Source organism: Enterobacter sp. CGMCC 5087 (genome assembly GCF_003144775.1).
In the GTDB taxonomy this organism is placed as follows: Bacteria; Pseudomonadota; Gammaproteobacteria; order Enterobacterales; family Enterobacteriaceae; genus Enterobacter; species Enterobacter cloacae_M.
This window is the reverse complement of record NZ_QFXN01000280.1, coordinates 1-26745: the sequence shown is the minus strand read 5'-3', so window position 1 is coordinate 26745 and position 26745 is coordinate 1. Positions and strand designations below refer to the sequence as shown.

Genomic DNA, 26745 nt, shown 5'->3' with positions numbered 1-26745 from the left:
TTCAGTCGGTTAGAATACCTGCCTGTCACGCAGGGGGTCGCGGGTTCGAGTCCCGTCCGTTCCGCCACTTATTAAGACATTAAGCCTGCCTTGTTGGCAGGCTTAATGGCAAAAAAACTTTAGGGGCGTAGCTCAGTTGGTAGAGCACCGGTCTCCAAAACCGGGTGTCGCGAGTTCGAGTCTCTCCGCCCCTGCCAAATATAATCCTTTGCTTCGGCAAAGGATTTTTTTTGCCTGAAATACTGCAGAAAATTCTCTTCTTAATTTTCAGCCAGCATCCCTGCTGGCTGATGCATCAATCCATTACATTGATTTTTAACAGATCTTTTATCTGTGATTGCTTATCACTGTTTTGCAGCCAAATTGCATACAGCGGCCTGGTAAGCGTGGTTGAATCCATCACGGTGTGCAGCCCTGCTTTAGTGTCTGCCCAGCGAACAGGTAACCAGGTACAACCTTTCAGCAGGGGCAGCTGCTGGCAGGCGATCTCTGCCGAGCTGGTCGTTAACTGCGGAACATCATCAGGTGCAATCAGTCCCGTCTCGTGCTGCTGAAAATCCGGCCCCCATTCCAGGCGTAAATAGGTCAGGTCTGCCTTCATCATCGACGGTTCAGACGCATAAAGCGCCAGGCCAAACTGGCCCACAATCTGGCTGCTAAATTCGTCCATCTTGGGGGCTTCGGTTGTGATCAGAAGATCAAGCTGGCGCTCATGAAGTTGCTTAACCAGCGACTGCCGTTGCGCAATCCTGGCTTCAAATTGCAGGTGGCCGTGTGAATGATACAACCGGGTAAGCCACTGGCTTAGCATGCATTCCCACAGAGAAGCGCTGGCCCCTATCGAGAACTCATTGTGCCTCGAAGTATGTGCCACCTCTTTACGTGCCGCCTGCCAGGTATTCATCAGCGTTTCTGCATACGGCAGCAGTTTCTCACCGGCAGGCGTTAAGCGAATATTGTTGCGATGGCGGGTAAAAAGATTCACACCCAGTTGATTTTCCAGCTGTCGAATACGAAAACTGACTGCTGACTGCGTCAGGTAAAGGGCTTCAGCTGCTCGCCCAAAGTGGCGTGTTCTGCTCACTTCAAGGAAAGTTTTAAGCAATTCCGTATCCACATCTTTCTCCGCAAAATTATTTGTCGTTATGATTTAAATGTTTTGTTTTACACTCTGTCAAGCGTAACTAATACTCCGCGCCATAAATAGCTCGGCCAAAGAATTAGGAGCGTGTAGGATGGCGGAAAGCTTTACGACGACTAATCGTTTTTTCGACAATAAACATTATCCGCGCGGGTTCTCTCGTCACGGCGATTTCACCATCAAAGAAGCTCAACTGCTTGAGCGCCATGGTTATGCCTTTAACGAGCTGGATCTGGGTAAGCGTGAACCTGCAACCGAAGACGAAAAACAGTTTGTTTCTGTTTGCCGTGGTGAGCGTGAGCCGGAGTCTGAAGCGGAACGTGTATGGATCAAATACATGGCGCGCATTAAGCGTCCAAAACGCTTCCATACGCTGTCTGGCGGCAAGCCGCAGATGGAAGGTGCAGAAGACTACACCGAGTCTGATGACTAAAATGAAAAGAAGGGGCTACGGCCCCTTTTTTTATGCCAGCAATTTCTGCAAATGCAGCAGCAAACGATCGATAGCGCGGTAGCTCAGCGCCTCCTGCAAATGTTTCCTCTCAATGTCAGTGCACCCCTCTACGTCAGCAATAGTTCTGGCCACCTTCAGCAAACGCTGCCAAGCACGTATGGACAGCCCGAACCGCGTCAACGTCTCCTCCAGCCATCCCGCATCTTCGACGTTAAGAGAACAAAACTGCCGGATCCCGGCATTATCCAGCCGCGCATTCAGCCTGTTCTGACGAGCGTACTGCCGCGTCTGGGCTGCAATCACCCGCTCGCGTACCTCCGCTGAGCTTTCACCCGTTATGCTCGTTTGCCTGAGCAGACCCGGCGGGGGAAGGGGAATTTCGAGGGATAAATCGAAACGGTCAAGGAACGGGCCGGATAACTTACCCAGATAACGCAACGTCTGCTCTGGCGTACAGCGGTTATGGTTGCCCTGGTAGTGACCCGTCGGGCTGGGATTCATCGCCGCGACCAGCTGAAACTGTGCGGGATAGCTTATTTTGGCTCTCGTGCGTGAGATATGTATCTCACCGGATTCAATGGGCTCCCGTAGTGCATCCAGCACGCGGCGCTCAAATTCAGGCAGCTCATCAAGAAACAGAATGCCATTGTGTGCTAGCGAGATCTCTCCCGGCCCCGGAATCGCCCCGCCGCCGACCATTGCCGTCAGTGAAGCGCTATGATGCGGGGAACGAAAAGGACGACGGCGCCACTGTTTTTGCAACGACGTCGAACTGATAAGGCTATATATGGCGGCGCTTTCCAGCGCTTCATGATTATTGAGCGGTGGAAGTAACCCACTCAACCTGCTTGCCAGCATGGTTTTACCCGTACCCGGCGGGCCAATTAACAGAAGATTGTGTCCACCTGCAGCCGTAATCTCCAGTGCCCGTTTCCCTTGCTCCTGTCCCATAATCTCGCTGAGATCCTCTGGTGAATCCGCTATAGCATCATCACACTCCTCCGGCTCGGACAGTTCATGGCGCCCTTCCAGCCAGGCACAAACTTCCTGTAAATGCCCTGCGATGAGACACCCCTTCTCGGCGATAAGACTCACTTCTGATGCGTTTTCATTGGCGACAATGATTTGCCGTCCTGCTCGTATGGCTTCCAGCGCTCCCGATATCGCACCGGGAACGCCTCTTAACGCGCCTGTAAGCGCGAGTTCGCCAACGAACTCATACGAGCCTAGCCGTGTCGTATTAAGCTGCTCAGAAGCCGCGAGAAGGGCAATTGCGATAGGTAAATCGTATCGTCCCCCCTCTTTAGGCAGATCGGCGGGGGCAAGGTTGATGGTGATCTTCTTCGCTGGGAAGGTATAACCGCTATTTATTATTGCGCTGCGAACGCGATCCCTGGCCTCTTTAACCGTCGTTTCAGGTAACCCGACAAGAGTGAGTCCGGGTAGCCCATTGCTCAAATGAACCTCGACGGAAATAAGCGGTGCCTTTACCCCGAGAGCCGCACGCGTATAAACAACTGACAGTGACATTTGCACTACCTCCTGGTGTGACTATGCCAGCGCCGGTTTTGTCTGTTTAGTGTCATTTTGCGAATGTACGCCGCCCGTTCAGAGATTTTAAGCGCACACTGAAACCCTTGCATAACCGTGGAAACCTCCTCGCAGAATGTAAAAAGCCCCGTTTTGACGGTAAGAACAGCAGTGAAAAAATGAAAAATATTCATTTTCTAATTTCCGTATATAAAACAACGGTTTTAAGAAATATAATTCGCTGCCTAATCAAATCCGTCATAAATAAATCTTGTGTTTGATTTAAAAACTGTGATAACTCTTTAGGTATTCCTTCGAACAAGATGCAAAAAGAACTGAAAATGACAGCCCTTCTACGAGTGATTAGCCTGGTCGTGATTAGCGTGGTGGTGATTATTATCCCACCGTGCGGGGCTGCACTTGGACGAGGAAAGGCTTAGAAATCAAGCCTTAACGAACTAAGACCCCCGCACCGAAAGGTCCGGGGGTTTTTTTATGACTAAAAAACGAAAATGAGGAGCAGAGAATGACGACTAGCACAAAATTCTGTTTCTCCCGATTTATGACGGGGAACTAACTATGAATGGGGCACAGTGGGTAGTACATGCGTTGCGCGCGCAGGGAGTCGAAACCGTATTCGGTTATCCGGGTGGCGCAATTATGCCGATTTACGATGCACTGTATGACGGCGGCGTGGAACATCTCTTGTGCCGACACGAGCAGGGCGCAGCGATGGCAGCCATCGGTTATGCCCGCGCGACCGGTAAAACCGGCGTGTGTATGGCGACTTCAGGCCCGGGCGCAACGAACCTGATCACCGGCCTGGCTGACGCGCTGCTGGATTCCGTTCCCGTTGTCGCCATCACCGGGCAGGTGGCGTCTCCGTTCATCGGTACCGATGCTTTTCAGGAAGTCGACGTCCTCGGTTTATCGCTGGCCTGCACCAAACACAGCTTCCTCGTCCAGTCTCTGGAAGAGCTGCCGCGCGTAATGGCAGAAGCGTTCGACGTGGCAAACTCCGGTCGTCCTGGTCCGGTACTGGTTGATATCCCGAAAGATATCCAGGTGGCACTCGGCGAGCTGGAACCGCACTTCTCTACCGTTGAAAGCGACGATGCCTTTCCGGAAGCGGAAGTTGAAGAGGCCCGTCAGATGCTGGCCCAGGCGAAACAGCCAATGCTGTACGTCGGCGGTGGCGTCGGCATGGCGCAGGCCGTTCCTGCCCTGCGCGAATTTATCGCAACAACGCAGATGCCAGCGACCTGCACGCTGAAAGGTCTCGGTGCAGTCGACGCGGATTACCCCTACTATCTGGGCATGCTGGGGATGCACGGCACCAAAGCGGCAAACCTGGCGGTGCAGGAGTGCGACTTGCTTATCGCCGTAGGTGCCCGTTTTGACGACCGCGTCACCGGCAAGCTGAATACCTTTGCGCCGAACGCCAAAGTCATCCATATGGATATCGACCCGGCGGAGATGAACAAGCTGCGTCAGGCGCATGTCGCCTTGCAGGGCGATCTCAACGCGCTGTTACCAGCATTGCAGCAGCCGCTGGATATCAACGCATGGCGTCAGCACACCGCTGATATGCGCGCCGAGCACGCCTGGCGTTACGACCACCCCGGCGAGGCCATCTACGCGCCGCTGCTGTTGAAGCAGTTGTCCGACCGTAAACCGGCTGACAGCGTCGTCACCACCGACGTAGGCCAGCACCAGATGTGGTCCGCGCAGCACATGACCTACACCCGCCCGGAAAACTTCATCACCTCTAGCGGCTTGGGTACCATGGGCTTCGGTCTGCCAGCAGCCGTTGGCGCGCAGGTGGCTCGCCCTAACGATACCGTTATCTGTATCTCCGGTGACGGCTCCTTCATGATGAACGTTCAGGAGCTCGGCACCGTTAAGCGCAAGCAGTTGCCGCTGAAGATCGTCTTGCTCGACAACCAGCGTTTAGGGATGGTTCGCCAGTGGCAACAGCTGTTCTTCCAGGAGCGCTACAGCGAAACGACGCTCACCGATAACCCCGATTTCCTCACCCTGGCCAGCGCCTTTGGCATCCCTGGTCAGCACATCACCCGTAAAGATCAGGTTGAAGCGGCGCTCGACACCATGCTGAACAGCGATGGGCCTTACCTGCTTCATGTCTCAATCGACGAACTCGAGAACGTCTGGCCGTTGGTACCGCCAGGTGCCAGTAACTCACAAATGATGGAGAAATTATCATGATGCAGCATCAGGTCGCCGTACAGGCTCGCTTCAACCCGGAAACCTTAGAGCGCGTTTTGCGCGTGGTGCGTCATCGTGGTTTTCAGATTTGCTCTATGAATATGGAGACGGCCACTGACGCCCGGAATATCAGTATCGAATTAACCGTTGCCAGCCCGCGGTCGGTCGACTTACTGTTTAGTCAGTTATCAAAGCTGGTAGACGTTGCCCATGTTGCCATCTGCCAGAGCACAACCACATCAAAACAAATCCGCGCTTAAGCGTGACAGGACGAAAAAATGACGACAAAAAAAGCTGATTACATTTGGTTCAACGGTGAGATGGTTCGCTGGGAGGACGCGAAGGTCCACGTGATGTCCCACGCGCTGCACTACGGTACCTCCGTATTTGAAGGCATCCGCTGCTACGATTCTCACAAAGGGCCAGTGGTGTTCCGCCATCGCGAACACATGCAGCGTCTGCATGACTCAGCCAAAATTTATCGTTTCCCGGTTTCACAAAGCGTTGATGAGCTGATGGAAGCCTGCCGCGACGTGATCCGTAAAAACAACCTGACCAGCGCCTATATCCGTCCGCTGGTCTTCGTGGGTGACGTCGGTATGGGCGTGAACCCGCCAGCCGGCTATACCACAGATGTGATCATTGCCGCGTTCCCGTGGGGTGCTTACCTGGGGGCAGAAGCCCTGGAGCAGGGGATCGACGCAATGGTCTCTTCCTGGAACCGCGTTGCGCCAAACACCATCCCGACCGCCGCGAAGGCAGGCGGTAACTACCTCTCCTCATTGCTGGTCGGTAGCGAAGCGCGCCGCCACGGCTATCAGGAAGGGATCGCCCTCGACGTAAATGGCTACATCTCTGAAGGTGCGGGTGAAAACCTGTTTGAAGTGAAAGACGGCATTTTGTTTACGCCGCCATTCACCTCGTCCGCGCTGCCGGGTATCACCCGTGACGCCATCATCAAGCTGGCGAAAGATCTGGGTATTGAAGTGCGCGAGCAGGTACTGTCCCGCGAATCCCTGTATCTGGCTGATGAAGTGTTTATGTCCGGTACGGCGGCTGAAATCACGCCGGTACGCAGCGTGGACGGTATCCAGGTGGGCGAAGGCCGCTGCGGTCCGGTCACCAAACGTATTCAGCAAGCGTTCTTTGGCCTCTTCACCGGCGAAACAGAAGATAAATACGGCTGGTTGGATCAGGTTAATCACTAAGCATAAATTTGGGACGGCACGCACCGTCCCATTAAATAGTCAGACGGGAGTCAATAAAGCATGCCTAAGTATCGTTCAGCCACCACCACCCACGGCCGTAATATGGCGGGAGCCCGCGCGCTGTGGCGCGCCACCGGAATGACCGACGCCGATTTCGGCAAGCCGATTATCGCCGTGGTGAACTCCTTCACCCAGTTTGTACCGGGCCACGTGCACCTGCGCGATCTCGGTAAGCTGGTTGCCGAGCAAATCGAAGCCTCCGGCGGCGTGGCGAAAGAGTTCAACACCATTGCGGTGGATGACGGTATCGCGATGGGGCACGGGGGCATGCTCTATTCACTGCCGTCGCGCGAGCTGATCGCCGACTCCGTAGAGTACATGGTGAACGCCCACTGCGCCGATGCGATGGTCTGCATCTCCAACTGCGACAAAATCACCCCGGGGATGCTGATGGCCTCCCTGCGCCTGAACATTCCGGTGATCTTCGTCTCCGGCGGCCCGATGGAAGCGGGGAAAACCAAGCTCTCCGACAAAATTATCAAGCTCGACCTGGTCGATGCGATGATCCAGGGCGCGGACCCGAAAGTCTCTGACGAGCAGAGCGACCAGGTGGAACGCTCCGCGTGCCCGACCTGCGGCTCCTGTTCCGGTATGTTCACCGCCAACTCCATGAACTGCCTGACCGAAGCGCTGGGTCTTTCTCAGCCGGGCAACGGCTCGCTGCTCGCGACCCACGCCGACCGTAAGCAGCTGTTCCTCAACGCCGGTAGGCGCATCGTTGAGCTGACCAAACGCTACTACGAGCAGGACGACGCCAGCGCGCTGCCGCGCAACATCGCCAGCAAGGCCGCGTTTGAGAACGCGATGACGCTGGATATCGCCATGGGCGGCTCCACCAACACCGTTCTGCACCTGCTGGCCGCCGCGCAGGAAGCCGAAATCGACTTCACCATGAGCGACATCGACAAGCTCTCCCGCAAAGTCCCGCAGCTGTGTAAAGTCGCGCCGAGCACCCAGAAGTACCATATGGAAGACGTACACCGTGCCGGTGGCGTAATCGGTATTCTCGGTGAGCTGGATCGTGCCGGACTGCTGAACCGTGACGTGAAAAACGTGCTTGGCCTGACGCTGCCTGAGTCGCTGGACCAGTACGACGTCATGCTGACCAAAGACGACGCGGTGAAAAAGATGTTCCGCGCCGGTCCAGCGGGTATTCGCACCACCCAGGCATTCTCGCAGGATTGTCGCTGGGATACGCTGGACGATGACCGCGCCGAAGGCTGCATCCGCTCGCTGGAACATGCCTACAGCAAAGACGGCGGTCTGGCCGTGCTGTACGGTAACTTCGCGGAAAACGGCTGCATCGTGAAAACCGCAGGCGTGGACGACAGCATCCTGAAATTCACCGGTCCGGCGAAAGTGTACGAAAGCCAGGATGAAGCGGTAGACGCGATTCTTGGCGGCAAAGTGGTGGAAGGCGACGTGGTTGTTATTCGCTACGAAGGACCAAAAGGCGGCCCGGGCATGCAGGAGATGCTCTACCCAACCACCTTCCTGAAATCTATGGGACTCGGTAAGGCGTGTGCGCTGATTACCGACGGGCGTTTCTCCGGCGGTACCTCCGGCCTCTCTATCGGCCACGTTTCCCCTGAAGCGGCAAGCGGCGGCAACATTGCCATCATCGAAGACGGCGACCTGATCGAAATCGACATTCCGAATCGCGGCATTCAGCTGAAGTTGAGCGACCAGGAAATTGCGGCCCGTCGTGAAGCGCAGGAAGCCCGAGGCGACAAAGCCTGGACGCCGAAAGACCGCCAGCGTGAAGTCTCCTTCGCCCTGCGCGCCTACGCGAGCCTTGCCACCAGTGCAGATAAAGGCGCGGTGCGCGATAAATCTAAACTTGGGGGCTAATGATGGCCGAGTCACAACCCTTATCCGCCGCCCCTGAGGGGGCGGAATACCTGAGAGCGGTACTGCGCGCGCCGGTCTATGAAGCCGTGCAGGTCACGCCCCTGCAGAAAATGGAAAAACTCTCTTCGCGCCTCGACAACATCATTCTGGTGAAGCGCGAAGACCGACAGCCGGTGCACAGCTTTAAGCTGCGCGGCGCCTACGCGATGATGGCCGGGCTGACCGACGAGCAGAAAGCGCGCGGCGTGATTACCGCGTCTGCGGGCAACCACGCCCAGGGCGTGGCGTTCTCGTCTGCTCGTCTGGGGCTGAAGGCGCTGATCGTGATGCCGGTTGCTACCGCAGATATCAAAGTCGACGCGGTGCGCGGTTTCGGCGGCGAAGTGCTGCTCCACGGCGCCAACTTTGACGAAGCCAAAGCCAAAGCGATTGAGCTGGCGCAGCAGCAGGGCTTTACCTGGGTGCCGCCGTTCGACCACCCGATGGTGATTGCCGGGCAGGGCACGCTGGCGCTGGAACTGCTGCAGCAGGATGCCCATCTAGACCGCGTCTTCGTTCCGGTTGGCGGCGGTGGCTTAGCCGCAGGCGTGGCGGTACTGATCAAACAGCTAATGCCGCAGATCAAAGTCATCGCCGTTGAAGCGGAAGACTCTGCCTGCCTCAAAGCGGCGCTGGATGCGGGTCATCCGGTGGACCTGCCGCGCGTCGGGCTGTTTGCCGAGGGCGTGGCGGTGAAGCGCATTGGCGACGAAACCTTCCGCCTGTGCCAGGAGTATCTCGACGATATCGTCACGGTTGATAGCGATGCCATCTGCGCGGCGATGAAAGATCTGTTCGAGGATGTGCGTGCGGTGGCGGAACCGTCAGGCGCGCTGGCGCTGGCGGGAATGAAGAAATACATCGCGCAGCACAACATTCGCGGCGAGCGACTGGCGCACGTGCTTTCCGGCGCCAACGTGAACTTCCACGGTCTGCGCTACGTTTCCGAGCGCTGCGAGCTGGGTGAACAGCGGGAAGCGCTGCTGGCAGTGACGATTCCTGAAGAGAAGGGCAGCTTCCTGAAGTTCTGCCAGCTGCTGGGCGGCCGTTCGGTGACGGAGTTCAACTACCGTTTTGCCGATGCCAAAGACGCCTGCATTTTTGTCGGCGTGCGTCTGAGCCGCGGCGTCGAGGAGCGCAAAGAGATCCTCAACCTGCTGCATGAGGGCGGCTACAGCGTGGTCGATCTTTCTGACGATGAGATGGCGAAGCTGCACGTGCGCTACATGGTCGGCGGGCGTCCATCAAAGCCGCTCAGGGAACGTCTGTTTAGCTTCGAGTTCCCGGAATCACCGGGCGCGCTGCTCAAGTTCCTGCACACGCTGGGCACGCACTGGAATATCTCACTATTCCACTACCGCAGCCACGGCACCGACTACGGCCGCGTGTTGGCGGCGTTCGAACTGGGCGAGCACGAGCCGGATTTCGAAACGCGGCTGAACGAGCTGGGCTATGAGTGCCACGACGAAACCCATAACCCGGCCTTCCGCTTCTTCCTCGCGGGCTAAGGGCTGTGCGGCATGTAGGTCGGGGAAGCGCAGCGCCACCCGGTTTTAGTGGTTCGGCAATATCTTCCAGAACGCATCAATTAGCGGCTCATGCAGCCGCTTTTTTTGTGCGCACACGCCAAGCTCAAACGGCGTCTTCTCGTCGCTGCGCTCCAGAATCATCACGCGATTGCGCACCGGTTCGGGGCTGTTTTCCAGCACTACTTCCGGCAGCAGCGCCACGCCGCAGCCCAGCGCCACCATCGACACCATCGCCTCGTGGCCGCTGACCGTGGCGTAAATCGACGGATTGCTGATTTTCTGACGGCGGAACCACAGCTCGATGCGGCGGCGCACCGGCCCCTGATCGGCCATGATAAAAGGTACCGTCGACCAGTCCGGTTTTTCCACCGACACCTGATTACGCACCGGGCAGGGCAGCGCCGGGGCAATCAGTACCACCGCCAGATTCTCCAGCATCGAGAATGCCACCGCGCCCGGCAGGGTTTCGGGTTTTCCGGCGATGGCGAGATCCGCTTCGCCCGTCACCACTTTTTCCATTGCGTCGGAGGCGTCGCCGGTGGTGAGCTTAATTTCAACCGACGGATGGGCCGCGCGGAATCGGTCGAGAATGGGCGGCAGATGGCTATAGGCGGCGGTGACGGAGCAGAAAATATGCAGCTCGCCGGAAAGTGACGGCCCCTGCTGGTCAATCGAGTGCCGCAGCTGCTGGTACTGCAACAGCGTCTGCTGGGCAAAAATGCGCAGCTCTTCACCCGCTTCCGTGAGGGTGACGGTGCGGTTGTCGCGCACGAACAGCGGCTGGCCGAGGTCTTCCTCAAGCCGCTGGATCTGGCGTGAAAGCGTGGAGGGGCTGACGTGCATCGCCCGGGCGCTGCGGCCAAAATGGCGGCTTTCCGCCAGGTGCAGGAACATTTTCAGATCGCGTAAATCCACCGATTCCACTCCCTCTTTTTACATTGCAAAAATTGCAACATGACGTTGTGAATATATCAATTTCCGCAATAAATTTCCTGTTGTAATGTGGGTACATTCTCGCTGAAACGCGAACCGAACAATAAGACACACAACATCACGAGGTATCACCCATGGCTAACTACTTTAATACACTGAACTTGCGCCAGCAGCTGGCGCAGCTGGGCAAATGCCGCTTCATGGCGCGCGACGAATTTGCCGATGGCGCGAGCTACCTTCAGGGTAAAAAAGTGGTCATCGTCGGCTGTGGCGCACAGGGTCTGAACCAGGGCCTGAACATGCGTGACTCCGGTCTGGATATCTCCTACGCTCTGCGCAAAGAAGCGATCGCCGAGAAGCGTGCTTCCTGGCGCAAAGCGACCGAAAACGGCTTCAAAGTGGGCACCTACGAAGAGCTGATCCCACAGGCGGATCTGGTGGTTAACCTGACCCCGGACAAACAGCACTCTGACGTTGTGCGTTCCGTACAGCCGCTGATGAAAGACGGCGCCGCGCTGGGTTACTCCCACGGCTTCAACATCGTTGAAGTGGGCGAGCAGATCCGTAAAGACATCACCGTGGTGATGGTGGCGCCGAAGTGTCCGGGTACCGAAGTACGTGAAGAGTACAAGCGTGGCTTCGGCGTGCCGACCCTGATCGCGGTTCACCCGGAAAACGATCCGAAAGGCGAAGGCATGGCGATTGCCAAAGCGTGGGCAGCGGCAACCGGCGGCCACCGTGCGGGCGTGCTGGAATCGTCCTTCGTTGCCGAAGTGAAATCTGACCTGATGGGCGAGCAGACCATTCTGTGCGGTATGCTGCAGGCCGGTTCTCTGCTGTGCTTCGACAAGCTGGTGGAAGAAGGCACCGACCCGGCATACGCGGAAAAACTGATTCAGTTCGGCTGGGAAACCATCACCGAAGCGCTGAAGCAGGGCGGTATTACGCTGATGATGGACCGTCTGTCCAACCCGGCAAAACTGCGTGCTTACGCGCTGTCTGAACAGCTGAAAACCATCATGGCACCGCTGTTCCAGAAACATATGGACGACATCATCTCCGGCGAGTTCTCTTCCGGCATGATGGCGGACTGGGCGAACGACGATAAAAACCTGCTGACCTGGCGTGAAGAGACCGGTAAAACCGCGTTCGAAACCGCGCCACAGTACGAAGGTAAAATCGGCGAGCAGGAGTACTTCGATAAAGGCGTACTGATGATCGCGATGGTGAAAGCAGGCGTTGAGCTGGCGTTCGAAACCATGGTGGATTCCGGCATCATCGAAGAGTCTGCGTACTACGAATCTCTGCACGAGCTGCCGCTGATCGCGAACACCATCGCCCGTAAGCGTCTGTACGAAATGAACGTGGTGATCTCTGATACGGCAGAATACGGTAACTACCTGTTCTCTTACGCATGCGTACCGCTGCTGAAAGAGTTTATGACCACTCTGCAGACGGGCGATCTGGGTAAAGCGATTGCGGAAGGTGCCGTGGATAACGCGCAGCTGCGCGATGTGAACGAAGCGATTCGCAGCCACCAGATCGAGAAAGTGGGCCATAAACTGCGTGGCTACATGACCGATATGAAACGTATCGCGGTAGCGGGCTAACACCAGGTGCGGGCTGATGCCCTCACCCCGACCCTCTCCCACGGGGAGAGGGTGCAAACATTAAAGGCCTTCTCTTAGAGAAGGCCTTGCTGTTTATTTCCGATACAGCACTTTAATCACGTGGTAGCCGAACTGCGTGTGCAGCGGGCCGGTTGGCTCCAGCACCGGGCAGGAGAACACCACTTTATCGAACGCCGGTACCATCTGACCCTGGCGGAATTCACCCAGATCGCCGCCGCGTTTGCCTGACGGACAGATGGAGTGCTTCTTCGCCAGTTTGCCGAAGTCGGCGCCGTTTTTGATCTGCTCCAGAAGATCCAGAGCCAGTTTCTCTTCTTTAACAAGAATATGCAGTGCTGCTGCTGTTTTTGCCATGATCGTGCCTTGAATAGGTTGAGATAAATCGGGGCGCAATATACCACGCGTCAGCGGCGATAAAGCACCTTAATGATATGGTAGCCAAATTTGGTTTTTACCGGGCCGCAGGGCTTCAGAAGCGGGCAGCTAAAGACCGCCTGATCGAACGGGCCGACCATCGCACCTTGTTGAAACTCGCCGAGATCCCCGCCATTGCGACCGGATGGGCATTTAGAGTAACGCTTCGCCAGATGATCAAAGCTGATGCCGCGCTCCAGCTTGGCCAGGATCTCCTGAGCCAGTTTCTCTTCTTTTACCAGAATATGCAGGGCTGCTGCGGTCTTTTTCATGGTTCTGCTCTACGGGTTAAACGCGATTTCTCCACTTTATCATTAGCCGGTAAATCTGCGCCCGGCTTTCTGCTACAATCCACACCCCGTTCGAAGATTGAGCAACACTCCCATGCGTTTAAACCCTGGACAACAACAAGCGGTCGAATTCGTTACTGGACCATGCCTGGTGCTGGCAGGGGCCGGTTCGGGTAAAACCCGCGTGATCACCAACAAAATCGCCCATCTGATCCACAACTGTGGATATCAGGCGCGACACATTGCGGCGGTCACCTTTACCAATAAAGCGGCGCGCGAGATGAAAGAGCGCGTCGGTCAGACGCTGGGTCGTAAAGAGGCGCGCGGCCTGATGATTTCCACTTTCCACACGCTGGGACTGGATATCATCAAACGCGAGTATGCGGCGCTGGGAATGAAGTCCAACTTCTCGCTCTTCGATGACACCGATCAGGTGGCGCTGCTCAAAGAGCTCACCGAGGGGCTCATCGAAGATGACAAAGTGCTGTTGCAGCAGCTGATCTCGACGATCTCGAACTGGAAAAACGATCTGATGACGCCGGCCCAGGCCGCGGCGATCGCCAAAGGTGAACGGGATCGGATCTTCGCCCACTGCTACGGTCTGTACGATGCGCATATGAAAGCGTGCAACGTGCTGGACTTTGACGATCTGATCCTGCTGCCCACGCTGCTGCTGCAGCGCAATGAAGAGGTGCGCGAGCGCTGGCAGAACAAAATCCGCTACCTGCTGGTGGATGAATATCAGGACACCAACACCAGCCAGTACGAGCTGGTGAAGCTGCTGGTGGGACAGCGTGCGCGTTTCACCGTGGTAGGCGACGACGACCAGTCGATTTACTCCTGGCGCGGTGCGCGCCCACAAAACCTGGTGCTGCTGAGCAAAGATTTCCCGGCCCTGCAGGTGATTAAGCTGGAGCAAAACTACCGCTCCTCCGGGCGTATCCTGAAGGCGGCAAACATCCTGATTGCCAATAACCCGCACGTATTTGAGAAGCGTCTCTTCTCCGAACTGGGCTACGGCACGGAGCTGAAAGTGCTCAGCGCCAACAATGAGGATCATGAAGCGGAGCGCGTGACGGGCGAACTTATCGCTCACCACTTCGTCAACAAAACCGAATATAAGGATTACGCGATCCTCTATCGCGGCAATCACCAGTCGCGCGTCTTTGAAAAGATGCTGATGCAGAACCGCATTCCGTACAAAATCTCGGGCGGCACGTCGTTCTTCTCGCGGCCAGAAATCAAAGATCTGCTGGCCTATCTGCGCGTGCTTACTAACCCGGATGACGACAGCGCGTTTCTGCGTATCGTGAATACGCCTAAACGCGAGATTGGCCCGGCGACGCTGCAAAAGCTCGGCGAGTGGGCGATGATCCGCAACAAAAGTATGTTTACCGCCAGCTTCGACATGGGGCTGAGCCAGACGTTAACCGGACGCGGGTATGACTCGTTAACCCGCTTCACCCACTGGCTCGGCGAAGTACAGCGTCTCGCGGAGCGGGAGCCGGTGGCGGCAGTGCGCGATCTCATTCACGGCATCGACTATGAGTCCTGGCTGTATGAAACCTCAGCCAGCCCGAAAGCGGCTGAGATGCGCATGAAAAACGTTAACCAGCTCTTCAGCTGGATGACCGAAATGCTGGAGGGCTCTGAGATCGACGAGCCAATGACCCTGACGCAGGTGGTCACTCGCTTTACCTTGCGGGACATGATGGAGCGCGGCGAGAGCGAAGAAGAGGCCGATCAGGTTCAGCTGATGACGCTGCATGCGTCAAAAGGGCTGGAGTTCCCGTATGTGTATCTGGTCGGCATGGAAGAGGGATTGTTGCCGCACCAGAGCAGCATTGATGAAGACAACGTCGACGAGGAGCGTCGCCTGGCCTACGTGGGGATCACCCGCGCGCAGAAAGAGCTGACGTTCACGCTGTGTAAAGAGCGCCGCCAGTATGGTGAACTGGTACGCCCGGAGCCGAGTCGTTTCCTGCTGGAACTGCCGCAGGATGACCTGATCTGGGAACAGGAGCGCAAAGTGATTACCGCAGAAGAGCGGATGCACAAGGGTCAGGCTAACGTGGCAAACATCCGCGCCATGCTGGCAAAAGCCAAAGAGAAAGGATAATTCCGTAGGGATCTGTAGGCCGGGTAACGCGAAGCCGCACCCGGCAATGTTCAGCGTATTACTTTACCTCAAGCACCCAGTGCACGTAGCTCTGCCACTGGCACTCCTGTTCGATCATCTCGGCCCCTAACGGGTGACGATCAATCCAGTTCTCCGGCAGCGTCAGCGAAAGCTTCTCGTCATCGGCCACCAGATTAATGGCTGGCAGCAAATCATCGCGGCGGCGGCTGGCAAAGAGGATAGCCAGACGCAGCAGGCGGCACAGATGCTCGGCCACGCGTGGCGGTACGGCGTTTTGCTGATGCAAAGAGGAGAGATCGACGGCATTGGTCTGGTTCAGCAGCAGCGTTGCCAGCAATTTTTTCTGCGCGGGCGTATAGCCCGGTAAATCAAGGTTTCGCACCAGATACGCTGCATGAGCCGGTGCCTGCTTAAAATCAATGCTCAGCCCCACTTCATGTAGCGCGCAGGCGCTCAGCAGTAAATCCCGGCTCAGATGGTCAAGATCCCAGACGTTAGCGACCTGATCGGCGAAGCGTGACGCCAGCTGCGATACGCGTCCGGCCTGATCGATATCAACCATAAAACGACGCTGCACATTGCGCAGAGTACGGCTGCGGATATCCTGATCGACCGAAAGATGTAACATCCCGTAGACCAGACCTTCGCGCAGCGCGCCGCCGGCCAGGGTCATACACTGGATGTTCAGTTCGGTGAAAATGGCGATCAGAATAGCCAGCCCGCTCGGGAAGACCAGCGCGCGTTCCAGCGTCAGGCCTTCAATTTCCAGCTCTTCCAGGCGTCCACACTGAATGGCGCGCTGTTTTAGCTGCTGAAGCTTGGCAAGCGTAATCCGCTCGTCCATTCCCTGCGCCATCATGATTTCCTGCAGAGCCTGCACGGTACCCGAGGCACCCACGCAGACTTTCCAGCCGTGATAGCGCAGCTCGTCCATCACCGGGCGTAACACTTCGCGCGCTGCGTTTTCTGCCTCGTCGAAGTTCTCTTTCGCCAGATTCCGATCGGTAAAGTAGCGCTCAAGCCAGGTCACGCAGCCCATCGACAGGCTGAACAGCGACGTTGCCTGCGCGCCGGTCCCGGTCACAAGCTCGGTACTGGCACCGCCGATATCCACCACCAGACGGCGATCGTCACCTCCCGTGGTGTGCGCAACGCCCTGGTAAATCAGGCGAGCTTCTTCTTCACCGCTGATAACCTGTACCGGACAACCCAGAATTTCCTGCGCTCTGGCAATGAAATCCACGGAGTTGACCGCCAGGCGGAGTGTCGCAGTGGCGACCACGGTGATTTGGGCGTGCGGGATATCCTGCAGACGTTCGGCAAAGAGCCGCAGACACTGCCAGCCACGTTCCATGGCTTCAGGGGAGAGGTGATTATCGCTGCTCAGGCCCGCCGCGAGGCGGACCTTGCGCTTGATGCGCGTCAGCGTTTGTATGCTTCCCGCCACCTCGCGCACAACCAGCATATGAAAACTATTCGAACCGAGATCAATTGCCGCATAAAGCGAGGTGGAGCTGAGCATATTTTCTTAACCTGAACGACGACGATTACGCGGCGCGCCACCTGAACGACGCGGACCATTGCCGGAGCGTGGGCGGGTTAGACGCTTAGGCGGCGGCAGTTCGCTTAACAGCGCTTCCGGATTGTATTTGCTCTGCGGAATAGAGTGACCGATATACGTCTCAATAGCCGGGAGATTCAGCGCATACTCTTCACACGCAAGGCTAATCGAGTGACCGCTTGCGCCCGCACGACCGGTTCGACCGATACGGTGTACGTAGTCTTCGCAGTCGTCTGGCAGATCGTAGTTAAAGACGTGCGTCACGGCCGGAATGTGCAGACCACGAGCCGCTACGTCGGTTGCGACCAGAATATCGAGATCGCCACGGGTAAACTCTTCCAGAATACGCAGGCGTTTTTTCTGCGCCACGTCGCCGGTCAACAGGCCAACACGGTGACCATCTGCAGCCAGATGGCCCCAAATGTCTTCACAACGGTGCTTGGTGTTCGCGAAGATAATGGCGCGATCTGGCCACTCTTCTTCAATCAGCGTTTGCAGCAGACGCATTTTCTCTTCATTGGAAGGATAGAAGAGCTCTTCTTTAATGCGGTGACCCGTTTTCTGCTCCGGTTCCACTTCTACATATTCGGCGTTGTTCATCTGTTCGAACGCCAGCTCGCGTACGCGATAAGAAAGGGTAGCGGAGAACAGCATATTCAGACGCTGATTGGCCGGCGGCATGCGGCGGAACAGCCAACGAATGTCTTTAATGAAGCCCAGATCGTACATGCGGTCAGCTTCATCGAGCACCACAACCTGGATTGCGCCGAGGTTAATGTGGTTCTGTTTGGCGTAATCGATAAGACGGCCGGTGGTACCGATCAGGATATCCACACCGCTTTCCAGCACTTTCAGCTGTTTATCGTAGCCGTCGCCGCCATAGGCCAGGCCAAGCTTCAGTCCGGTAGACTGCGCCAGGGGTTCAGCGTCTGCGTGGATCTGTACCGCAAGTTCTCGCGTCGGGGCCATAATTAGCGCGCGCGGCTGGTTAACTTTGCGGTCTGCAATCGCTGGGTGAGAAAGTAAATAATGAAACGTTGACGTTAAAAACGCCATCGTTTTGCCGGTACCGGTTTGCGCCTGCCCGGCAACATCGCGACCGGCCAGCGTCAGCGGCAGCGCGAGGGCCTGAATGGGCGTGAAGTTACGAAAACCTTTATTTTCAAGGGCTTCAATCACCTTCGGGTGCAGCGCGAAGTCGGAAAACTTCTGTTCTGTTAAATGTGTTTTGCTCATAGTGTGGTAGAATATCAGCTTACTATTGCTTTACGAAAGCGTATCCGGTGAAATAAAGTCAACCTTTAGTTGGTTAATGCGACATCAACACGTCGTTGGTGGAGACAAAACCAACGTACCAGGCTTATTCCTGTGGAGTTATATATGAGCGATAAAATTATTCACCTGACTGACGACAGTTTTGACACGGACGTACTTAAGGCTGACGGGCTGATCCTCGTCGATTTCTGGGCTGAATGGTGTGGTCCTTGCAAAATGATCGCCCCGATTCTGGATGAGATCGCCGACGAATATCAGGGCAAACTGACCGTTGCCAAGCTGAACATCGACCAGAACCCGGGCACCGCACCAAAATATGGTATCCGTGGCATCCCAACCCTTCTTCTGTTCAAAAACGGCGAAGTGGCCGCGACCAAAGTGGGCGCGCTGTCCAAAGGTCAACTGAAAGAGTTCCTGGACGCTAACCTGGCGTAAGGTTTCTCCGCTGTGCGTTCAGAGCTCCCGGCTAAATGATGTGGAACTCTGGACGCCCGGCTGAAGTCGTGCTAAGTTAGCTATGACTTCGTTTTAAACATATCTTGTTGTTTGAATCTTGTTTTACCCGATACTTCCCGTTGTTAACATGAACAGTGCGTGAAGTGGCTAAATTCCGGGCTTGTCACTCAATCCGTCTTGTCGTTTCAGTTCTGCGTTCTTTCCCTGTGACCAGACAGCGAACAGACATGAGTCGATGGCCGCTAAACAGGCATGGATGACCCTGCCATACCATTCACAACATTAAGTTCGAGAATCACCCCGAGTTTAAGAACCCACACCATTATGAATCTTACCGAATTAAAGAATACGCCGGTTTCTGAGCTGATCACTCTCGGCGAAAATATGGGGCTGGAAAACCAGGCTCGTATGCGCAAGCAGGACATCATTTTCGCCATCCTGAAGCAGCACGCTAAGAGTGGCGAAGATATCTTTGGCGACGGTGTGCTGGAGATATTGCAAGACGGATTTGGTTTCCTCCGCTCTGCAGACAGCTCCTACCTCGCCGGCCCTGACGACATCTACGTATCCCCCAGCCAAATCCGCCGTTTCAACCTCCGCACTGGTGACACCATTTCAGGTAAGATTCGTCCTCCTAAAGAGGGTGAACGCTACTTTGCGCTGTTGAAAGTCAATGAAGTTAACTTCGACAAACCGGAAAACTCGCGTAATAAGATCCTCTTCGAGAACTTAACGCCGCTGCACGCGAACTCTCGCCTGCGCATGGAGCGTGGTAACGGTTCTACTGAAGACTTAACCGCGCGTGTTCTGGATCTGGCCTCACCAATTGGGCGCGGCCAGCGTGGTTTGATTGTGGCACCGCCAAAAGCGGGTAAAACCATGCTGCTGCAGAACATCGCGCAGAGCATTGCCTATAATCACCCAGACTGTGTGCTGATGGTGCTGCTGATTGACGAACGTCCGGAAGAAGTGACCGAGATGCAGCGTCTGGTTAAAGGTGAAGTGGTTGCTTCTACCTTCGACGAGCCAGCATCTCGCCACGTTCAGGTTGCGGAAATGGTTATCGAGAAGGCGAAACGCCTGGTTGAGCACAAGAAAGACGTGATCATCCTGCTTGACTCCATCACCCGTCTGGCGCGTGCCTACAACACCGTGGTTCCGGCGTCTGGTAAAGTGCTGACCGGTGGTGTGGATGCTAACGCCCTGCATCGTCCGAAACGCTTCTTCGGTGCCGCGCGTAACGTGGAAGAGGGCGGCAGCCTGACCATCATCGCGACGGCGCTGATCGATACCGGTTCTAAAATGGACGAAGTGATTTACGAAGAATTTAAAGGTACAGGTAACATGGAACTGCACCTTTCTCGTAAAATCGCTGAAAAACGCGTCTTCCCGGCTATCGACTACAACCGTTCCGGTACCCGTAAAGAAGAGCTGCTCACCACGCAGGAAGAGCTGCAGAAAATGTGGATCCTGCGCAAAATCATCCATCCAATGGGTGAAATTGACGCGATGGAGTTCCTCATCAATAAACTGGCGATGACCAAAACCAACGACGATTTCTTCGACATGATGAAACGCTCGTAACGTAAATAAAGCCAGCGAACGCCACGTTTTTACGTGGCGTTTTCCTTTTATGGACTATACGCTAGTACTACTTACTCCCAATTTTGACCGGTCGGTGCGACAATAGAGCCGTTTCTGCATCCTGAGAAATAATTGATTGAAAAATATACAAAGGGAGTTGTTAGAAGCCATCTTTATTACTTCTGAGGTTGTGGCTTCATGGTTATACTTCCGGGACTAACAATTGTTGAGAGCAATCCATTGTGAATCTATTCACTGCCGTTACTGAACTGATCAGTATTTTTTTATTCACAACCTGTTTTTTGTTCATTGCACGCAAGGTGGCAAAACGAATAGGGTTGGTGGATAAACCTAATTTTCGTAAACGCCATCAGGGTCTTATTCCTTTAGTCGGCGGAATTTCTGTTTACGCAGGGATTTGCTTCACGTTTGGAATTGCCGACTATTATATTCCACATGCCGCCCTGTACATTGCATGCGCCGGTGTCCTGGTGTTAATCGGGGCTCTTGATGACCGATTCGATATCGCGGTGAAAATACGCGCCACCGTTCAGGCGGCCATTGGCGTGGTGATGATGGTTGTGGGTGGACTGTATCTGCGAAGCCTCGGCTATGTGTTTGGCCCCTGGGAGTTAGTCCTGGGTCCATTTGGCTTCTTCCTGACACTCTTTGCCGTCTGGGCGGCAATCAATGCTTTCAACATGGTGGATGGCATTGACGGCCTGCTCGGTGGGTTGTCATCCGTCTCGTTCGCCGCTATCGGCATTATTTTATGGTTTGATGGTCAGTACAGTCTGGCAATGTGGTGTTTTGCCATGATTGCCGCCATTCTGCCTTATATCCTCTTAAACCTCGGTGTGCTGGGTCGTCGCTATAAAGTCTTTATGGGAGACGCGGGCAGTACGCTGATTGGTTTTACGGTTATCTGGATCCTGCTTGAAACCACACAGGGTCAAACCCATCCGATAAGTCCCGTAACCGCGCTGTGGATTATTGCCATTCCATTAATGGATATGGTGGCGATTATGTATCGCCGCCTGCGCAAAGGGATGAGTCCTTTCTCTCCTGACCGCCAACACATTCATCACCTCATCATGCGTGCGGGTTTTACTTCTCGTCAGGCGTTTGTGCTGATTACTCTGGCCGCCGCTATTTTGGCCGCAATTGGTGTGGCTGCAGAATATTCTCATATTATTCCTGAGTGGGTTATGTTGGCATTATTCTTGCTGGCATTTTTCCTGTACGGCTACTGCATTAAGCGCGCATGGAAAGTGGCGCGATTTATTAAACGTCTTAAACGCAGGATGCGTCGTAACAGTGGCAAAAATAAAACATTAACTAAGTAAAACCGGGACTATGATGACTCAACCGTTGGCGGGAGCGAAATCAGTGGTAACTGAAAATGAACTGGATATTCGGGGTTTGTTTCGCGTGTTATGGGCAGGCAAACTTTGGATTGCTGGGATCGCGCTGGGGTTTGCCCTGTTAGCGCTGGCCTATACGTTCTTTGCAAAGCAAGAGTGGAGCGCCACGGCAATCACAGACAAGCCAACGGTTAACATGCTCGGGGGATACTATTCCCAGCAGCAATTCCTGCGTAACCTGGACATCAAAGCCAGTCTTGCTACGCCTGACCAGGCTTCCGTTATGGATGAAGCCTATAAAGAGTTTGTGATGCAGCTGGCATCGTGGGATACCCGCCGCGATTTCTGGTCCCAGACGGATTACTACAAGCAGCGCCGGGTTGATAATACAAAAGCTGATGCTGCCCTGCTGGACGATCTGATTAACAATATTCAGTTTATGCCGGGCGACGCGCTGCGTAGCGTGAATGACAGCGTCAAGCTGATTGCAGAAACCGCGCCGGATGCCAACAACCTGTTGCGTCAGTATGTCGCGTTTGCCAGCCAGCGTGCCGCAAGCCATCTTAACGAAGAGCTTAAAGGTGCCTGGGCGGCTCGTACCATCCAGATGAAAGCCCAGGTGAAACGTCAGGAAGAGGTGGCGAATACTATTTTCGGTCGCCGCGTGCATAACATTGAGCAGGCGCTGAAAATTGCGGAACAGCACAATATTTCCCGTACTGAGACGGACGTGCCGGCCGATGAGCTGCCTGACTCTGAAATGTTCCTTCTTGGTCGCCCTATGCTGCAGGCCCGGCTGGAAAACCTGAAGGCCGTCGGTCCTGATTTTGACCTCGATTACGATCAAAATCGCGCGATGCTCAATACGCTTAATGTCGGCCCATCCCTGGACCCGCGTTTTCAGACCTATCGTTATTTGCGAACGCCTGAAGAACCTGTAAAACGCGACAGTCCGCGTCGTGCATTCCTGATGATCATGTGGGGGATTGTGGGCGCATTGACGGGCGCTGGCGTGGCGTTAACGCGTCGTCGCAAAAACTAAGAACGCCGTCTACGATGAAGGCTGCGGCCTTCATCGCCTAATCGAAGAGAATCGATGTGAAAGTACTAACCGTATTTGGCACCAGGCCGGAGGCCATTAAGATGGCACCTCTGGTTCATGCGCTGGCCTGCGATCCTGATATTGAAGCGAAAGTCTGCGTCACGGCTCAACACCGTGAGATGCTCGATCAGGTTTTAACGCTCTTCTCCATCGTCCCGGATTACGACCTTAATATTATGAAACCGGGGCAAGGGCTAACGGAGATAACCTGTCGCATTCTGCAAGAGCTTAAGCCGATCCTGGAGTCATTCAAGCCTGACGTCGTGCTGGTACACGGTGACACCACCACAACCGTGGCGACAAGCCTGGCCGCGTTTTACCAGCGAATTCCCGTAGGGCATGTTGAGGCGGGGCTGCGTACCGGCAATCTTTATTCGCCGTGGCCGGAGGAGGCCAACCGCACGTTAACGGGTCATCTTGCGATGTACCACTTTGCGCCAACGGAAAACTCTCGTCAGAACCTGCTGCGTGAAAATATCGCCGATAACAAAATCTTTGTGACCGGCAATACGGTCATTGACGCGTTAATTTGGGTACGTGACCGCGTCCTGGCAAACAGCGATCTTCAGAAAGAGCTCGCTGCCCGCTATCCGTTCCTTCACAACGGCAAAAAAACCATTCTGGTCACTGGCCACCGTCGCGAGAGCTTTGGCCGGGGTTTTGAGCAAATCTGTCACGCGCTGGCTGAAATCGCCGCGCAGAATGACGATGTGCAAATTGTCTATCCAGTACACCTTAACCCTAACGTCAGCGAGCCGGTTAACCGGATCCTGGGCCATGTCGAAAATGTCCTTCTGATTGAACCTCAGGACTACATGCCGTTTGTCTGGCTGATGAACCACGCCTGGCTGATCCTCACCGATTCCGGCGGAATTCAGGAAGAAGCGCCATCCCTCGGCAAACCGGTGCTGGTGATGCGTGAAACGACCGAACGTCCGGAAGCTGTCAAAGCCGGTACGGTACGTCTGGTCGGCACCAACGCGCAGCTCATCGTCGAAGAGGTCACGCGCCTGCTGCATGACGATGAAGCGTATCAGGCGATGAGCCGGGCCCATAATCCGTATGGAGACGGGCAGGCTTGTGGCCGTATTTTGCATGCACTTAAACACAATCGGGTATCGCTATGAGTTGTACTACCATCTCTGTCATTGGTCTTGGCTACATTGGCTTGCCTACTGCGGCCGCGTTTGCCTCTCGTCAGAAACAGGTTGTTGGTGTGGATATCAACGCACGGGCGGTAGAAACCATTAACCGTGGCGAGATTCATATTGTGGAGCCCGATCTTGACCGCGTGGTGAAAGAGGCGGTGGAGGGGGGCTTCCTGCGTGCCAGCACGACGCCAGTTGAAGCGGATGCCTACCTGATTGCCGTCCCCACCCCGTTTAAAGGTGACCACGAGCCCGACATGGCATTCGTTGAGGCGGCGGCAAAATCCATCGCGCCTGTGCTGAAGAAAGGGGCGCTGGTGATCCTGGAATCGACCTCTCCGGTCGGCGCTACCGAGCAGATGGCACAGTGGCTGGCCGAGGCGCGTCCTGATTTAAGCTTCCCGCAGCAGGTGGGTGAGCAGGCGGATATCAACATCGCCTACTGTCCGGAGCGCGTGCTGCCGGGCCAGGTGATGGTCGAACTGATTAAAAACGACCGCGTCATTGGCGGTATGACGCCCGTCTGTTCCGAACGTGCCAGCGCGCTGTACAAGATTTTCCTGGAAGGCGAGTGCGTGGTGACCAATTCCCGCACCGCCGAGATGTGCAAGCTGACGGAGAACAGCTTCCGCGACGTCAATATTGCCTTTGCGAACGAACTGTCGCTAATTTGCGCCGATCAGGGGATTAACGTCTGGGAGCTGATTAGCCTGGCGAATCGCCATCCGCGTGTAAACATTCTCCAGCCAGGCCCGGGCGTGGGCGGACACTGTATCGCCGTCGATCCGTGGTTTATCGTGGCGCAGAATCCGGCGCAGGCGCGTCTGATTCGCACCGCGCGTGAAGTGAACGACAGCAAGCCTCACTGGGTGCTCAATCAGGTTAAAGCGACGGTAGCGGATTGTCTGGCAGAGAGCGGCAAGCGCGCCAGCGAGCTGAAAATTGCCTGCTTTGGTCTGGCATTTAAACCCAATATTGACGATCTGCGTGAAAGCCCGGCGATGGAAATTGCCGAGATGATTGCCGAATGGCACAAGGGTGAAACGCTGGTGGTTGAGCCGAATATCCATGAATTACCGGCAAAACTGGCGGGGCACTGCACGCTGACGGCGCTGGAAGACGCGCTGGCGACGGCGGACGTGCTGGTGCTGCTGGTAGATCATAAAGAGTTTAAAGCCACGTCCGGCGATGCCGTTCGTCAGCAGTATATTGTGGATACCAAAGGTGTCTGGCGTTGAACAGCCTGAATGGGGTGCTCGAGTCCCTGCAGTGGGAGAGTGCCTTTTTCGGCCTGCCGTCGGCCATCGTGCGTCTGCGCGATGACGCGCAAGTGCTGGCTGAAACAGATTTTATCGCCTGGCAACGAGTGCAGGCTAAGATCCCGGCGGAGCGCGCCGATCTGCTTGACGCGCTCCAGCAGCACGGCTTTCAGCTGGTTGAAGGTGAGGTAGACCTTTCCATTACCCTTACCCGGCACGATGCGCCCGGCGCGGAAATTGCAACCGAACAGGACATCCCCGTGCTGCGTCAGATGGCGGCCCAGGCATTTGCACAGAGTCGCTTTCGTGCTCCCTGGTATGCACCTGACGATAGCGGACGTTTCTATGCCCAGTGGATTGAGAATGCGGTCAAAGGCACCTTTGACCACGTCTGCCTGGTTTTCCGTGCAGGGGATGGTCAAATCCAGGGGTTCGTCTCGCTGCGTAAGCTCAACGAGCGCGAGGCGCGTATTGGCTTATTAGCCGGGCGCGGCATGGGTGAGAAACTCATGCAGGCGGCGCTGCACTGGGCGCAGCAGCAACAGCTTGTGACGCTGCGGGTCGCGACCCAACTGGGCAACACCGCCGCGCTTAAACGTTATATTGCGAGTGGTGCCAACATCGACGCCACCGCCTACTGGTTATACAGGTGACAAGATGATTCCATTTAACGCACCACCCGTTGTCGGAACTGAACTCGACTATATGCAGTCTGCCATGGGCAGCGGCAAACTCTGTGGTGACGGCGGTTTTACCCGTCGCTGTCAGCAGTGGATGGAACAGCGTTTTCGCAGCGCCAAAGTGCTGCTGACCCCGTCCTGTACGGCATCGCTGGAAATGGCGGCACTGTTGCTGGATATCCAGCCCGGCGATGAAGTGATTATGCCGAGCTATACCTTCGTTTCCACGGCGAACGCCTTTGTCCTGCGCGGAGCGAAAATCGTCTTTGTGGATATCCGCCCGGACACCATGAACATTGATGAGACGCTGATTGAAGCGGCGATCACCGACAAAACGCGCGCGATCGTGCCGGTTCACTACGCGGGCGTGGCCTGTGAAATGGACACCATCATGGCCATCGCCAAAAAACATAATCTGTTCGTGGTGGAAGATGCCGCGCAGGGCGTGATGTCCACCTACAAGGGACGCGCGCTGGGTACTATCGGCCACATTGGCTGCTTTAGCTTCCACGAAACCAAAAACTACACGGCGGGCGGAGAAGGTGGCGCGACGCTGATTAACGACCGGGCGCTCGTGGAGCGTGCGGAAGTGATCCGCGAAAAGGGCACCAACCGCAGCCAGTTCTTCCGGGGTCAGGTAGATAAATACACCTGGCGCGACATCGGCTCCAGCTATCTGATGGCGGATCTGCAGGCGGCATATCTGTGGGCGCAGCTGGAAGCGGCGGAACGTATCAACCTTCAGCGTCTTTCCCTGTGGCAAACGTATTACGATGCGCTTGAGCCGCTGGCCAAAGCCGGGCGCATTGAGCTGCCGACCATCCCGGCAGCTTGCGTCCACAACGCGCATATGTTCTACATCAAGCTGCG

General features: G+C 55.7%; 25 protein-coding genes and 1 tRNA gene. 19 read left to right on the top strand and 7 right to left on the bottom strand.

The genetic code is table 11. The features are described from left to right. The first annotated feature begins 121 nt into the window (after positions 1 to 121). Positions 122 to 197, top strand: a tRNA-Trp gene (locus tag DEO48_RS24040). 98 nt (positions 198 to 295) lie between these two features. On the opposite strand, the gene hdfR is transcribed toward DEO48_RS24040, so the two are convergent. Beyond that, positions 296 to 1117, bottom strand: a complete 822-nt coding sequence (gene hdfR / locus DEO48_RS24035; protein ID WP_023309659.1) for an HTH-type transcriptional regulator HdfR — start codon at positions 1115 to 1117, stop codon at positions 296 to 298. Between the two features lie 118 nt (positions 1118 to 1235). On the opposite strand from hdfR, the gene DEO48_RS24030 reads away from it, so the two are divergent. After that, complete coding sequence (locus DEO48_RS24030) at positions 1236 to 1574, top strand: DUF413 domain-containing protein (protein ID WP_023309658.1); 339 nt, start codon at positions 1236 to 1238, stop codon at positions 1572 to 1574. Between the two features lie 30 nt (positions 1575 to 1604). Here the strand turns inward: DEO48_RS24030 and DEO48_RS24025 are convergent, their stop codons facing one another. Beyond that, positions 1605 to 3125: a YifB family Mg chelatase-like AAA ATPase gene (locus tag DEO48_RS24025; RefSeq protein ID WP_109846503.1), complete on the bottom strand. Its 1521-nt coding sequence runs from the start codon at positions 3123 to 3125 to the stop codon at positions 1605 to 1607. Positions 3126 to 3466: 341 nt separating this feature from the next. Between DEO48_RS24025 and ilvL the strand changes: the two genes are divergently transcribed. The 7 genes from ilvL (at position 3467) to ilvA (ending at position 10017) form a co-directional block, all read left to right on the top strand. Continuing rightward, positions 3467 to 3565 (top strand): ilv operon leader peptide, encoded by a 99-nt coding sequence (ilvL, locus tag DEO48_RS24020; RefSeq protein ID WP_001311244.1) that lies wholly within the window; start codon positions 3467 to 3469, stop codon positions 3563 to 3565. A gap of 86 nt (positions 3566 to 3651) precedes the next feature. After that, on the top strand, positions 3652 to 3702 hold the full coding sequence (ilvX, locus tag DEO48_RS27000) for a peptide IlvX (RefSeq protein ID WP_166792073.1): 51 nt from the start codon (positions 3652 to 3654) through the stop codon (positions 3700 to 3702). A 2-nt stretch (positions 3703 to 3704) separates the two neighbouring features. Next, positions 3705 to 5351 carry an acetolactate synthase 2 catalytic subunit gene (gene ilvG / locus DEO48_RS24015; protein WP_048703488.1) on the top strand — a complete coding sequence of 549 codons (1647 nt, stop codon included), beginning with the start codon at positions 3705 to 3707 and terminating at the stop codon, positions 5349 to 5351. Next, positions 5348 to 5611: an acetolactate synthase 2 small subunit gene (gene ilvM / locus DEO48_RS24010; protein WP_109846502.1), complete on the top strand. Its 264-nt coding sequence runs from the start codon at positions 5348 to 5350 to the stop codon at positions 5609 to 5611. The genes ilvG and ilvM overlap by 4 nt, the downstream gene beginning before the upstream one ends. A gap of 18 nt (positions 5612 to 5629) precedes the next feature. Then, the gene (gene ilvE / locus DEO48_RS24005; protein ID WP_023309654.1) at positions 5630 to 6559 is read left to right on the top strand and encodes a branched-chain-amino-acid transaminase; all 930 of its coding nucleotides are present in this window, start codon (positions 5630 to 5632) and stop codon (positions 6557 to 6559) included. A 60-nt stretch (positions 6560 to 6619) separates the two neighbouring features. Continuing rightward, positions 6620 to 8470, top strand: coding sequence for a dihydroxy-acid dehydratase (gene ilvD, locus DEO48_RS24000; protein WP_109846501.1), 1851 nt, complete (start codon positions 6620 to 6622; stop codon positions 8468 to 8470). Positions 8471 to 8472: 2 nt separating this feature from the next. After that, a complete protein-coding gene (gene ilvA / locus DEO48_RS23995; RefSeq protein ID WP_109846504.1) occupies positions 8473 to 10017 on the top strand; it encodes a threonine ammonia-lyase, biosynthetic in 1545 nt (514 codons plus the stop codon). 45 nt (positions 10018 to 10062) lie between these two features. Here ilvA and ilvY read toward each other — a convergent pair whose 3' ends face one another. After that, complete coding sequence (ilvY, locus tag DEO48_RS23990) at positions 10063 to 10953, bottom strand: HTH-type transcriptional activator IlvY (RefSeq protein ID WP_109846500.1); 891 nt, start codon at positions 10951 to 10953, stop codon at positions 10063 to 10065. Positions 10954 to 11105: 152 nt separating this feature from the next. Here ilvY and ilvC point away from each other — a divergent pair, with 152 nt between their 5' ends. Then, a complete protein-coding gene (ilvC, locus tag DEO48_RS23985) occupies positions 11106 to 12581 on the top strand; it encodes a ketol-acid reductoisomerase (protein WP_023333828.1) in 1476 nt (491 codons plus the stop codon). A 93-nt stretch (positions 12582 to 12674) separates the two neighbouring features. Here the strand turns inward: ilvC and ppiC (DEO48_RS23980) are convergent, their stop codons facing one another. Together ppiC (DEO48_RS23980) and ppiC (DEO48_RS23975) are read right to left on the bottom strand one after the other, a co-directional pair. Continuing rightward, positions 12675 to 12956 (bottom strand): peptidylprolyl isomerase PpiC, encoded by a 282-nt coding sequence (ppiC, locus tag DEO48_RS23980; RefSeq protein WP_008501570.1) that lies wholly within the window; start codon positions 12954 to 12956, stop codon positions 12675 to 12677. Positions 12957 to 13006: 50 nt separating this feature from the next. Beyond that, positions 13007 to 13288, bottom strand: coding sequence for a peptidylprolyl isomerase PpiC (ppiC, locus tag DEO48_RS23975; protein ID WP_109846499.1), 282 nt, complete (start codon positions 13286 to 13288; stop codon positions 13007 to 13009). A 112-nt stretch (positions 13289 to 13400) separates the two neighbouring features. Between ppiC (DEO48_RS23975) and rep the strand changes: the two genes are divergently transcribed. Next, entirely contained in the window at positions 13401 to 15425 is a 2025-nt protein-coding gene (rep, locus tag DEO48_RS23970; RefSeq protein ID WP_109846498.1) for a DNA helicase Rep, read from the top strand. Between the two features lie 58 nt (positions 15426 to 15483). Here rep and gppA read toward each other — a convergent pair whose 3' ends face one another. Then, positions 15484 to 16968 (bottom strand): guanosine-5'-triphosphate,3'-diphosphate diphosphatase, encoded by a 1485-nt coding sequence (gppA, locus tag DEO48_RS23965; RefSeq protein ID WP_109846497.1) that lies wholly within the window; start codon positions 16966 to 16968, stop codon positions 15484 to 15486. 6 nt (positions 16969 to 16974) lie between these two features. Next, entirely contained in the window at positions 16975 to 18243 is a 1269-nt protein-coding gene (gene rhlB / locus DEO48_RS23960; RefSeq protein ID WP_109846496.1) for an ATP-dependent RNA helicase RhlB, read from the bottom strand. Between the two features lie 144 nt (positions 18244 to 18387). Here rhlB and trxA point away from each other — a divergent pair, with 144 nt between their 5' ends. The 8 genes from trxA to rffA form a co-directional block, all read left to right on the top strand. After that, the gene (gene trxA, locus DEO48_RS23955) at positions 18388 to 18717 is read left to right on the top strand and encodes a thioredoxin TrxA (protein ID WP_006179218.1); all 330 of its coding nucleotides are present in this window, start codon (positions 18388 to 18390) and stop codon (positions 18715 to 18717) included. Positions 18718 to 19062: 345 nt separating this feature from the next. After that, positions 19063 to 20322: a transcription termination factor Rho gene (gene rho / locus DEO48_RS23950; RefSeq protein WP_008501566.1), complete on the top strand. Its 1260-nt coding sequence runs from the start codon at positions 19063 to 19065 to the stop codon at positions 20320 to 20322. A 242-nt stretch (positions 20323 to 20564) separates the two neighbouring features. Continuing rightward, on the top strand, positions 20565 to 21668 hold the full coding sequence (gene wecA, locus DEO48_RS23945; RefSeq protein ID WP_109846495.1) for a UDP-N-acetylglucosamine--undecaprenyl-phosphate N-acetylglucosaminephosphotransferase: 1104 nt from the start codon (positions 20565 to 20567) through the stop codon (positions 21666 to 21668). A gap of 13 nt (positions 21669 to 21681) precedes the next feature. Then, entirely contained in the window at positions 21682 to 22728 is a 1047-nt protein-coding gene (wzzE, locus tag DEO48_RS23940; protein WP_023309644.1) for an ECA polysaccharide chain length modulation protein, read from the top strand. A 56-nt stretch (positions 22729 to 22784) separates the two neighbouring features. Then, positions 22785 to 23915 carry a non-hydrolyzing UDP-N-acetylglucosamine 2-epimerase gene (gene wecB, locus DEO48_RS23935; protein WP_024907964.1) on the top strand — a complete coding sequence of 377 codons (1131 nt, stop codon included), beginning with the start codon at positions 22785 to 22787 and terminating at the stop codon, positions 23913 to 23915. Then, the gene (gene wecC, locus DEO48_RS23930) at positions 23912 to 25174 is read left to right on the top strand and encodes a UDP-N-acetyl-D-mannosamine dehydrogenase (protein ID WP_109846494.1); all 1263 of its coding nucleotides are present in this window, start codon (positions 23912 to 23914) and stop codon (positions 25172 to 25174) included. Before wecB ends, wecC begins: the two co-directional genes overlap by 4 nt. Next, positions 25171 to 25848: a dTDP-4-amino-4,6-dideoxy-D-galactose acyltransferase gene (gene rffC, locus DEO48_RS23925; RefSeq protein WP_109846493.1), complete on the top strand. Its 678-nt coding sequence runs from the start codon at positions 25171 to 25173 to the stop codon at positions 25846 to 25848. The genes wecC and rffC overlap by 4 nt, the downstream gene beginning before the upstream one ends. 4 nt (positions 25849 to 25852) lie before the next feature. Beyond that, positions 25853 to 26745 (top strand): dTDP-4-amino-4,6-dideoxygalactose transaminase (rffA, locus tag DEO48_RS23920; RefSeq protein WP_109846492.1); only part of this gene is annotated, 893 nt, incomplete at its 3' end.

What these genes read in the sequence shown, in the direction of transcription:
- DEO48_RS24030 (WP_023309658.1), top strand. Translation starts at nt 1,236, where the DNA reads ATGGCGGAAAGCTTTACGACGACTAATCGTTTTTTCGACAATAAACAT.
- DEO48_RS24025 (WP_109846503.1), bottom strand. Translation starts at nt 3,125, where the DNA reads ATGTCACTGTCAGTTGTTTATACGCGTGCGGCTCTCGGGGTAAAGGCA.
- ilvL (WP_001311244.1), top strand. Translation starts at nt 3,467, where the DNA reads ATGACAGCCCTTCTACGAGTGATTAGCCTGGTCGTGATTAGCGTGGTG.
- ilvG (WP_048703488.1), top strand. Translation starts at nt 3,705, where the DNA reads ATGAATGGGGCACAGTGGGTAGTACATGCGTTGCGCGCGCAGGGAGTC.
- ilvM (WP_109846502.1), top strand. Translation starts at nt 5,348, where the DNA reads ATGATGCAGCATCAGGTCGCCGTACAGGCTCGCTTCAACCCGGAAACC.
- ilvE (WP_023309654.1), top strand. Translation starts at nt 5,630, where the DNA reads ATGACGACAAAAAAAGCTGATTACATTTGGTTCAACGGTGAGATGGTT.
- ilvD (WP_109846501.1), top strand. Translation starts at nt 6,620, where the DNA reads ATGCCTAAGTATCGTTCAGCCACCACCACCCACGGCCGTAATATGGCG.
- ilvA (WP_109846504.1), top strand. Translation starts at nt 8,473, where the DNA reads ATGGCCGAGTCACAACCCTTATCCGCCGCCCCTGAGGGGGCGGAATAC.
- ilvC (WP_023333828.1), top strand. Translation starts at nt 11,106, where the DNA reads ATGGCTAACTACTTTAATACACTGAACTTGCGCCAGCAGCTGGCGCAG.
- ppiC (WP_008501570.1), bottom strand. Translation starts at nt 12,956, where the DNA reads ATGGCAAAAACAGCAGCAGCACTGCATATTCTTGTTAAAGAAGAGAAA.
- ppiC (WP_109846499.1), bottom strand. Translation starts at nt 13,288, where the DNA reads ATGAAAAAGACCGCAGCAGCCCTGCATATTCTGGTAAAAGAAGAGAAA.
- rep (WP_109846498.1), top strand. Translation starts at nt 13,401, where the DNA reads ATGCGTTTAAACCCTGGACAACAACAAGCGGTCGAATTCGTTACTGGA.
- gppA (WP_109846497.1), bottom strand. Translation starts at nt 16,968, where the DNA reads ATGCTCAGCTCCACCTCGCTTTATGCGGCAATTGATCTCGGTTCGAAT.
- rhlB (WP_109846496.1), bottom strand. Translation starts at nt 18,243, where the DNA reads ATGAGCAAAACACATTTAACAGAACAGAAGTTTTCCGACTTCGCGCTG.
- trxA (WP_006179218.1), top strand. Translation starts at nt 18,388, where the DNA reads ATGAGCGATAAAATTATTCACCTGACTGACGACAGTTTTGACACGGAC.
- rho (WP_008501566.1), top strand. Translation starts at nt 19,063, where the DNA reads ATGAATCTTACCGAATTAAAGAATACGCCGGTTTCTGAGCTGATCACT.
- wzzE (WP_023309644.1), top strand. Translation starts at nt 21,682, where the DNA reads ATGACTCAACCGTTGGCGGGAGCGAAATCAGTGGTAACTGAAAATGAA.
- wecC (WP_109846494.1), top strand. Translation starts at nt 23,912, where the DNA reads ATGAGTTGTACTACCATCTCTGTCATTGGTCTTGGCTACATTGGCTTG.